This is a genomic window from Sodalis sp. (in: enterobacteria), from assembly GCF_047607725.1.
Lineage (GTDB): Bacteria > Pseudomonadota > Gammaproteobacteria > Enterobacterales > Enterobacteriaceae > JBLKSS01.
In genome coordinates this window covers 1-8,903 of sequence record NZ_JBLKSS010000059.1, presented here as the reverse complement: position 1 = coordinate 8,903, position 8,903 = coordinate 1, and the positions used below count along the sequence as shown (strand labels likewise).

The 8,903-nt window shown below is 53.9% G+C and carries 6 protein-coding genes and 4 pseudogenes; 6 read left to right on the top strand and 4 right to left on the bottom strand.

Annotated elements, in window-relative coordinates:
* Positions 1-150 precede the first annotated feature (150 nt).
* Positions 151-2,058: pseudogene (gene traD, locus ACMX3H_RS06120) on the top strand (type IV conjugative transfer system coupling protein TraD); the annotation flags it as partial.
* A gap of 8 nt (positions 2,059-2,066) precedes the next feature.
* Here traD and vapC read toward each other — a convergent pair.
* Positions 2,067-2,465: a type II toxin-antitoxin system tRNA(fMet)-specific endonuclease VapC gene (vapC, locus tag ACMX3H_RS06115; protein WP_415210178.1), complete on the bottom strand. Its 399-nt coding sequence runs from the start codon at positions 2,463-2,465 to the stop codon at positions 2,067-2,069.
* Complete coding sequence (vapB, locus tag ACMX3H_RS06110; RefSeq protein WP_415210177.1) at positions 2,465-2,692, bottom strand: toxin-antitoxin system antitoxin VapB; 228 nt, start codon at positions 2,690-2,692, stop codon at positions 2,465-2,467. Before vapB ends, vapC begins: the two co-directional genes overlap by 1 nt.
* Before the next feature lie 111 nt (positions 2,693-2,803).
* Here vapB and mobF point away from each other — a divergent pair.
* Positions 2,804-3,514, top strand: a pseudogene (mobF, locus tag ACMX3H_RS06105) (MobF family relaxase); the annotation flags it as partial.
* A gap of 337 nt (positions 3,515-3,851) precedes the next feature.
* Here the strand turns inward: mobF and ACMX3H_RS06100 are convergent.
* Both ACMX3H_RS06100 and ACMX3H_RS06095 read right to left on the bottom strand, forming a co-directional pair.
* Positions 3,852-3,947 (bottom strand): annotated as a pseudogene (locus ACMX3H_RS06100) (ATP-binding protein); the annotation flags it as partial.
* Between the two features lie 302 nt (positions 3,948-4,249).
* The gene (locus tag ACMX3H_RS06095; protein ID WP_415210176.1) at positions 4,250-4,750 is read right to left on the bottom strand and encodes a hypothetical protein; all 501 of its coding nucleotides are present in this window, start codon (positions 4,748-4,750) and stop codon (positions 4,250-4,252) included.
* Between the two features lie 163 nt (positions 4,751-4,913).
* On the opposite strand from ACMX3H_RS06095, the pseudogene ACMX3H_RS06090 reads away from it, so the two are divergent.
* From ACMX3H_RS06090 to ACMX3H_RS06075, 4 genes and pseudogenes are all read left to right on the top strand, one after another.
* Positions 4,914-5,168 (top strand): annotated as a pseudogene (locus tag ACMX3H_RS06090) (helix-turn-helix domain-containing protein).
* Positions 5,169-5,488: 320 nt separating this feature from the next.
* Positions 5,489-7,213 (top strand): Mu transposase C-terminal domain-containing protein, encoded by a 1,725-nt coding sequence (locus ACMX3H_RS06085; RefSeq protein WP_415210175.1) that lies wholly within the window; start codon positions 5,489-5,491, stop codon positions 7,211-7,213.
* Positions 7,214-7,224: 11 nt separating this feature from the next.
* The gene (locus ACMX3H_RS06080) at positions 7,225-8,154 is read left to right on the top strand and encodes an AAA family ATPase (RefSeq protein ID WP_415210179.1); all 930 of its coding nucleotides are present in this window, start codon (positions 7,225-7,227) and stop codon (positions 8,152-8,154) included.
* Between the two features lie 490 nt (positions 8,155-8,644).
* Positions 8,645-8,903, top strand: a 259-nt coding sequence (locus ACMX3H_RS06075; RefSeq protein ID WP_415210174.1) for a DUF3164 family protein, incomplete at its 3' end; no start/stop codon positions are given.

The window sequence follows — 8,903 nt, the reverse complement described above, 5'->3', positions numbered from 1 at the left end:
TCGCCGGATTATCCATGATCTGACAGCCGTCCCTTATAGGATGCGGGTTCACTAGGCATCGTAGTGGAACATATTCTTACCGGGCCATACAACAAACCCACCAATAATTCAAGACGTCCTCCACGGGGCGCTTACGTTTATACCACGCAGCAGGTGCTAGTCGACCGCTACGTGGTCTACTGCGGGCAACTGGTATGGCGTGAGGCGCTGTTCGCCGCCGGCGTGGTGGGCGGGATTTTGGCGGTCTGGGTATTGGGGCGTCAGGGCCGCCAGCAGAGTGAAGACGAGGTCACCGGCGGGCGTACCCTGACGGATAACCCGGCGGTGGTGGCTAAAATGCTCCGGCGCAATGGCATGGCCTCGGATATTCGTATCGACGGCTTGCCGCTTATAAAAAATAGTGAAGTGAAAAATTTCTGCATCATGGGCAGTGTCGGTACGGGGAAATCGCGGCTGTATCGCAAACTGATGAACTATGCGCGCAAACGCGGCGATATGGTCATTGTGTTCGACAAGTCCTGCGATTTCGTCAAGGACTACTACGATCCGCAGCATGACCTGATCCTTAACCCGCTGGATGCGCGCTGCGTGGCCTGGGACCTGTGGTCTGAGTGCCTGACGCTGCCGGATTTTGAGAACGCCGCCGATATTCTGATTCCGATGGGCAACGGTGACGATCCGTTCTGGCAGGGATCAGCCCGTACCATCTTTGTTGAAGCCGCCTACCGGATGCGTAATGACCCCGCCCGCAGTTATGCCAAGTTGCTCAACACGTTGTTGTCCATCGACCTGTCGCGTCTGCGCGCTTACCTGGAGGGCACGCCGGCCGCCAACCTGGTTGATGGCAAAATCGAAAAAACCGCCATCTCTATCCGTTCGGTGCTCACCAACTATGCCAAGGCGCTGCGTTACCTGCAGGGCATAGAGAAACAGGGGGTGCCTTTCACTGTTCGTGACTGGATGCGGAGAGTGAAGGACAGCGGGAAAAATGGCTGGCTGTTTCTGACCTCTGACGCTGCCAGTCATAAAGCGCTCAAACCGCTGATCTCCATGTGGCTGTCAATGGCTTCGCATAGCCTGTTGTCGATGGGCGAAAACCCAGATCGCCGCGTCTGGATTTTCGCCGACGAAATTCCCACCCTGCACAAGCTGCCCGACCTGGTGTCCATCGTGCCGGAGGCGCGCAAGTTCGGCGGATGTTTCGCGCTGGGCTTCCAGACGTATTCCCAGCTGGAAGATATTTATGGCGTCAAGGCGGCGGCGACCCTGTTCGGGGTACTGCGTACCCGTTTTCTTTTCAGCGTACCGGATCGGGTGGGGGCAGAGTTCGCGGCGGGGGAAGTCGGTGAAAAAGAGTACCGGAAGGCATCAGAGCAGTATTCCTACGGTGCCGATTCGGTCCGGGACGGGGTGTCCGTTGGCAAGGATTTGGAACGCATGCAGCTGGTGAGCTACAGCGATATCCAGATGTTGCCGGATTTGTGCTGTTACGCCACCTTGCCGGGGCCGTATCCGGCGGTGAAGCTGACACTGAAGTACGAAAAAAGCCAACCGGTTGCCCCGGCGTATATCGAACGGGCCATTGACCGTCAGGCCGATGAGCGGCTGACAAGTGCGCTGGCGCAGCGTGAGAAAGAGGTTGGCAACCTTGCGGCGCTGTTTGTGGGCAATGGGGGTGTTGATGACGAGGCACCACCACCGGTTGCTGAACAGGCGCTAGCGCCCATCGCGACAGCCGGTGAGGTTGCCGCCAAAAAGCCGACGGTATCGACCACACAGACGACGGCGGCCTCGGGCAATGCCGGGGGTGGGCGTGAGCGCGAATTAGCGTCGGTGCGCCCCGAGAAAGCCGATGACGCCGAACAGCATGATTCACCGCCGGGTATCAGTGCTGAGGGGGAAGTGGTGGACATGGCGCAATACGAAGCCTGGCAATCAGAGCAGGATAAGCGGCATCAGCAGGCGATGCAGCGCCGGGAAGAGGTGAATATCAATCCGGGACATCGACGCCGTGAACGGGATGAGGTTGCACAGGGCGAGCCGGGGGATGATTTCTGATGATAGAATCAGCACCAGTCTTCGAGTCGAAGACCGTCAACCCGCTCAAATTCCCGTGTATTGTTGGTAACAATTGCCAATCCTCTGCTACGCGCATGTCCGGCAATCATCAGGTCAAAGGGTCCGATTGGACTGCCTTGCTTTGCCAGTTCCGCTTGGATGTGACCGCTGTGGGCGGCTGCAAGCGTGTCATAGTTCAATACTTCAAGATGGGCGACGAAGCCTTCTATAATGGTGAGATTACGCTCTGGAGACAGACTTTTTTCCGCGCCGTATATCAGTTCCATCAGGGTGACAGTACTGATGCACAGGCGGGATGCATTGAGATTAAAGCGGTCTTTGACCTGTGTTGGTTTGTTTTTGATAGTGTAGATGCAAATGTTTGTGTCCAGCATATATTTCAGCATCAAAACGTCTCACGCTCTTGTTCCGGTGGCTGCTCGCGTGCAGTCATAAAATCAGCGCTGACGTCATCCCCATCGAACCAGCTGTCCCAACGCTCCCCCACAGGAATAATGATGCGGGTACGGCCGACAGCAATCACTTCCACGCGTTTTACATCTTTGGGTAGTGCCACAGCCTTTGGCAATCGTACTGCCTGGCTACGGTTACTGAGAAAAACCGTTGTTTCCATAATACACCTCTTCTCACAGATATGTGTTTTGTCTATCCATTTTAGGAGGTTGTTTGGGATATGTCAAAGGGATATACATGCCATTAGCTGGAACGAAGGGGGAAACTTCAGATGATGAGCATCGGTCAGGTGGGACCGGCCGGCAAGGCAGGTGACTACTACACCCATCAGGATAACTACTACGTGCTGGGCAGCATGGACGAGCGCTGGGTCGGGCAGGGGGCCGAGGCACTGGGGTTGTCGGGTGCGGTGAAGCTGGCGGACTTTGTCTCGGTGCTCGAGGGCCGGTTGCCGGACGACGGCGACCTGTCGCGGATGAAGGACGGGCGCAATGCCCATCGTCCGGGGTATGACCTGACGTTTTCCGCGCCCAAGAGTGTGTCCATCATGGCGCTCCCCGGCGGCGACAAACGTCTGGTGGCGGCGCACAACCGCGCCGTTGAGGTGGCGCAGCGCGAGGTGGAGAAACTGGCCTCGACGCGAAGCATGACCGCCGGCGTTTCTGAAACCAAACTCACCGGCAACCTGGTGGTGGCGATGTTCAATCACGATACGTCGCGCGACCTTGACCCGCAGCTGCATACCCATGCGGTGGTGGCCAACGCGACGCAGCATGCCGGCAAATGGCAGACGCTGTCGTCTGACACGGTGGGCAAGACCGGCTTTGTCGAAGCACTCTACGCCAATCAGGTGGCCTTTGGGTAAATTTACCGCCATGTGCTGCGTCAGGACGTGGAGGCGATGGGGTATCCGGTGGAGAACGTTGGGCCGCACGGCATGTGGGAGTTTCAGGGCATGGAGGCGGTGATTGACGCCTTTTCCGTAAGCGCCCCGTGGAGGACGTCTTGAATTATTGGTGGGTTTGTTGTATGGCCCGGTAAGAATATGTTCCACTACGATGTCTAGTGAACCCGCATCCTATAAGGGACGGCTGTTAGATCATGGATAATCCGGCGATGATAGTGTCCACTTAAATTTTAATGGACACTATCACAAACTTCAGAACCACTAATTTCATATCACTCAAACAGGGATGGAAATAAAAGTTATTAAAATCAATACAATGTGAAAATGCAATGAGCATAAGCGTGTAACGTAGGTTTACTGTCTCATACAACAAACCCACCAATAATTCAAGACGTCCTCCACGGCGCGCTTACGGGTGTACTAGCCGATCGAGTAACGCGTCAGCTGTCGTGGGGTTTTCTATCAGTCCATACCATTTTTTTACCGGCAGTTGACTGATCAGGATTGTGGGGTGGCAACCATTTCCGGACTCTCAAAGGGAACGTTGGGTTAGCAGGAAGCCTTTTACTGGCGCGGCTTACAGCCATTTTAAGGATTTTGAACTCGTCGTAAAAAATGAGCGGAAAATGAGTTTTTTCACTATATTCTGGACTGGATTAGTCGTGGTTTGAGTAAGTTTGAAAGCCGTTTAAACAGTTTTTGATTAACGATTTTGTTGCTAAGTCTACACAATATATTTATATTTTATTTATTTAAACGGCCCTTTTGCTATAGCTTGTTAGGATTTCTTCCCCTGCCTCATTGTTGCCATCAATGACCACACTCTCTAGCCTTCCGAGCGTTTAAAGCAGCCTCTTCTTGTGTTTGAGGCTGTTGTCCAAGGATTTTCTCTTTCACCACGTGATCTAGGCGCAGCAATTCAATATTATTCTCGTCAAGCAGATAGAGAACTGTTTCTACCCCTTTGCGAGCTAACATGGTTGTCAATTGCTCCCGCTCTTCTTTAGTTAAAAATAAGAGCATATCTACCAATCCATCACGATCTTCAATTTTATTTGGTGTTTTATCATCTCCAGATTGAAGCCACTCCAGAGTAATCTCTTCACATTCTGCGATCCGAGAAAGAAGGTTTTCACGTGGCATTGGTGGATTCGCTTCCCTTTTGTAATAGCTGTTAAGTGTGTTGATGTTTATCCCCCAAGCTCTGGCAGCTGCACTACGCGAGGGGTATCTCCTTGCTAGCTGCGCAATTCTATCGATGACAGGTTCTTTGTCATGTGTCTGAAAAATACCAAGGCGTTCTTTTCTCATACGGGGTTCTTTTCCATAAAAATACATGTAAAACAATCTGTTATAACAAAATCATCAAAATAACCAAAAATACCTTTATTTGGTATTTTTGGTGGTGTAGGTTTTGTCTGTAGAGATAACCGAGCAGTTATCCCCACGGGCAGCTTTTTAGGATAGATGAATGATGAGTCAAAAAGAAGATCTGTGTGTCGATTGGCACCCTGAAATCATCAAGGTGGAAATCCACAAAAGAGGACTATCGCTCCGCGCGCTTTCACTGGAGGCGGGTTATAGCAAAGACTCACTTAAAACTAAAACCGTTTTGCGTACACCATGTAGACCGTATCAGCAAATTATTGCTAATGCGTTGGGGGTAGAGCCGGAAGTGATCTGGCCGAGCCGTTACAGNMCKRSWMGYTATRTSMGCAAGRTGTCKTAATYATGTTTGTTRYSGYSARWGARTTARTSGGWKTACCCRGWTTRCCYGSSACWWYSMAGGGMMTTCGCYRGKCAYTGWRTMRRYRKWCKGMARRTTCAYCYGAWYTRGTMCGYAARCGYYMGGGCACCAAGGCTTTCGAGTACCACATCGATTGTTTRCCRGARCAARCWCGCGAGATCATCAAACARCGGCACTATAAATCYYTRATWGCGCARGCCCCGGYCCAGCCGGTTGATGAKYCGGTCAARCRCAGCACCGCCATCAAGTCGCGTGATGAGCTGGCGATCATGCGCCAATGTCCGGCCCTGCTYGACCSCAAGGTGCAGGCCCTGAACGATCACCAGAAGCAGATTGCCGATGCGCGCATGATGCTGGCACAGGAAGTGATCCGGTTACAGCAGGCCGGCATGACCCGCATTGCGGCGGTGACCTTTATCGYCGAKGAGTCAAAGRCCGGYACATTGCCCGAGGCCCTGCAGCGCGCCGCCACGCTGKCCAACGCCAAAAAGGGCCGCACCCGGCAAGGGGTGGGCAAAAGCAGCCTGCAGGAGTGGGTGAGTCTCTATCTCAGCGCHGAGCGGCCCCAGGAGCGTCTGGCGATACTGGCTCCCGGTCAGCCCADGAAGCAGCGTCCCGAGGACATGACGTGGTTCTACACCCTGTTCTGGCCGCATTATGCCCGGCCCTGTGGCCCGACGGTGCTGGAAGCCTACCGCGCGTTTCAGGCGGACTGGCAGAGCAAATACCATGACCAGCCHGCCATGCTGGCGGCCCTGCCGACCTACGACAAGGTCAATCGCATGGTCAGGCGGGTTGCGCCTCACCGAAGGGTCAAGGGCCGGGTTACCGGYTCGGCGCTYAAGGCGTATCAGKTYTACCAGCAGCGGGATTGGGCRCAGATGCCGGTGAACGGCTGCTGGATAGCCGAYGGCAAGTCGCTGAACATGAAAGTGGCGCATCCGATACACGGKMGRCCCTTTACCCCKGAGCTGACYYTGGTGCTCGAYGGRCGCACCCGCTATCTGGTGGGCTGGAGYCTGTCRCTGGCGGARAACGCCATCGCGGTGGCSGATGCRTGGCGTTATGCCATCCAGCACCACGGCAARCCGCTGTTTGCCTACTCCGATAACGGYGGTGGTGAGACCAACAAGATGCTGGATGCGGATATCACCGGGATTTTCCCCCGGCTGGGCATTGAGCATATTACCGGTMTCCCCGGCAATCCSCAGGCGCGRGGCATTATTGAGCGGCTTAACGGKGTKCTSCCWCGTMGKCTGGCYCTGCGCTTTCAGACCTATAACGGGCTAAGCGCTGACCCCAACGGGGYGCGGGTRCAGGGGCAAAAACTGCTSAGTCTGTCGAATGCCYTGCGTCAGGGKAAGGAGTTGAAYSCKRYYCAGCARAAAACGCTGGCGATATTGCCCAGCTGGCGGCAGCTGATAGACGCCATCGAGGAGGAGGTGCAGCGCTATAACCACAGCCACGAGCACAGCGCRCTGCCGAAGGTCAACGGCAAGTCGATGACGCCGGCYGCYTACCGCAAGGCCCTGCTSGCYGAGGARGGRGAYAAYATTGAATACCTGACGCCGGGCGAGYTGCGCGAGATGTTTATGCCRGAAGAGAAACGSGTRGCCCAGCGCGGCTGGGTTGAAYTGTTGAATAACCAGTATTTTGCCAGGGAGCTGATTGAGGTAGACCGCCAGACGGTRMGGGTGGCCTACGAYATYCATAATCCSRACGAAGTGATTATTCGCCARATRGACGGSGCYTATCTCTGYACYGCGCTCTGGAATGGCAATACSGCCTCGCCGGTGCCGGTCTCGCGGGTRGAAAAAGCSCTGGAGGYRCGCGCYAARCGTCGCATTAAACTSGCCGAAAGYAARATTCAGGATGCGAAAGACGAATTACGCCCGGTGATTGAYGCGCCCARGGAAAGCGATTACAGCCTGCTGATACCCAAGGTATCGGCACCTGAAAAAGAGAAGGTGTATTTATTTGAATCTGAATATGAGCACGATATCAAGCAGGTCGGTAATAACCGGTAAGGATATATTTTATGACAACGCGAGAACGTATTTTCCAGCTGATGGAGCGGTCAGGCTACACCCAGCGCAAGGTGGCCGATAAAACCGGATTAAGCGGCGCGACCATTTCACAATATTTAAAGGGGGTCTACAACGGCAATATTGATAACGTCGAGGGYACGCWGCGGGATTTTCTTGACCGCGAGAYAGAGCGCGCCCACCGGCGGGAYATYAAGGTRCATTTTGTGCCGACCCATCTGGCCARGGTGGYGYTGGACCTGATTAGYGSCACGCAYGACTTCGGCGAYATCGGCGTGATATACGGCYCGGCAGGCATGGGAAAAAGCATGGTGCTGAAGGAGTATGTRCGCGCCAACAGCGCCAATAAAGGYGTCATCCTGAYTGAAGCCGACCCCGGCTATACCGCCAAGGTGTTRTTGCARGCGMTGTGCRCCCGGCTGGGYCTGCGRAAAACCGGCAATATYCATGAGCTGGTCGAGGAGTGTGTGCARGGGCTGCGYGACAAGMACTGGCTGGTGCTGGTTGACGAGGCWGARCTGYTGCCCTACAGGGCGCTTGAGGTCYTGCGSCGCATTCACGACCGTTCCGGGGTGGCCATTGTGCTGGYGGGSATGCYGCGYCTGCTGCTCAATCTKAAAGGCTCWCGYGGGGARTACGCCCAGCTCTATARCCGGGTGGGYATGGCGTTAGACCTGGARTCYCGYARGAAAGAAASYGAAGCYGAGGATTTCAGTGCCATTCTGGGCARCCTGTTATCGAACGGYGARGCATCGGGCGAGCSGCTTGCGCCGGAGATTGCCGCCGCYTTTCGCAAGCATTCACGGGGYAATTATCGCCGCCTGTTTAAACTGGYGCGYGGGGTGGCCCGSWCAAGCGCTATCGGCAATCAGGGKATTTCCGTGRCGTTAATCRACCGCTATGCAGAAATGCTRATTCATTRAAGGAGGAAAGTATGTCAKTCCATYATAAAGMGGYRTCGACYAACAATCATSTTATCGCSGCGATGACGCAGGCAGAAGCCGTTRTTCGTTATTTGAYGATAARAGGYGTKAGCGTAAAARGCGTKATATTGCRTAAYTGYAMRCCSGTTATCCGTATTGAACACCATMMGYTYTGTGARCAGTTATTAAAAMAGGGKCAGGYGRATTATATCACCKTKGGCAAAAACGCACAGGGTGGTTTTAAGCAAGGGGCATTYATGAAAGGTGGGTGYCGGGTGATTTGGTCAGCGTCATTACATTGAGGTTACCATGACGATTAAATTAACAGTGACCATTTTATAGGGTGAAAAAGGCATTCATGCGAATGTCCAGACTAAACGAAAAAATTTCACGCAGGATGAGGGAAAATGTGCTTATCTGTTATTTCAACTGATAGATCTGTATTTTTCTGAAATCGGTGCAAAAGAAAATATGATTAAAGGAGTCCCCCATGTCCACTAATCCACATGAAAATACGGTGCCCGCCGGTTACTGGCAGGACGCCAAGGGCGCATTCATTCCAGACGCCATGGTGAAACCCATTGATAAGGAGCGCGACGCGCTGGTCAACGATATTGTGGCGCGCGCCAGGCCGCTGCATGAGGCATTAAGAGACTTTAAACACCGCGAGTTTGTCGATATCCAGGCGTTGATTGACCTGTCGATTGAGCAATACGGGGTAAAACGTGGCGGCAGAAAAGGCAATGTGA

Coding starts and splice junctions, on each gene's coding strand:
- vapB (WP_415210177.1), bottom strand. CDS start 2,692: ATGGAAACAACGGTTTTTCTCAGTAACCGTAGCCAGGCAGTACGATTG.
- ACMX3H_RS06095 (WP_415210176.1), bottom strand. CDS start 4,750: ATGAGAAAAGAACGCCTTGGTATTTTTCAGACACATGACAAAGAACCT.
- vapC (WP_415210178.1), bottom strand. CDS start 2,465: ATGCTGAAATATATGCTGGACACAAACATTTGCATCTACACTATCAAA.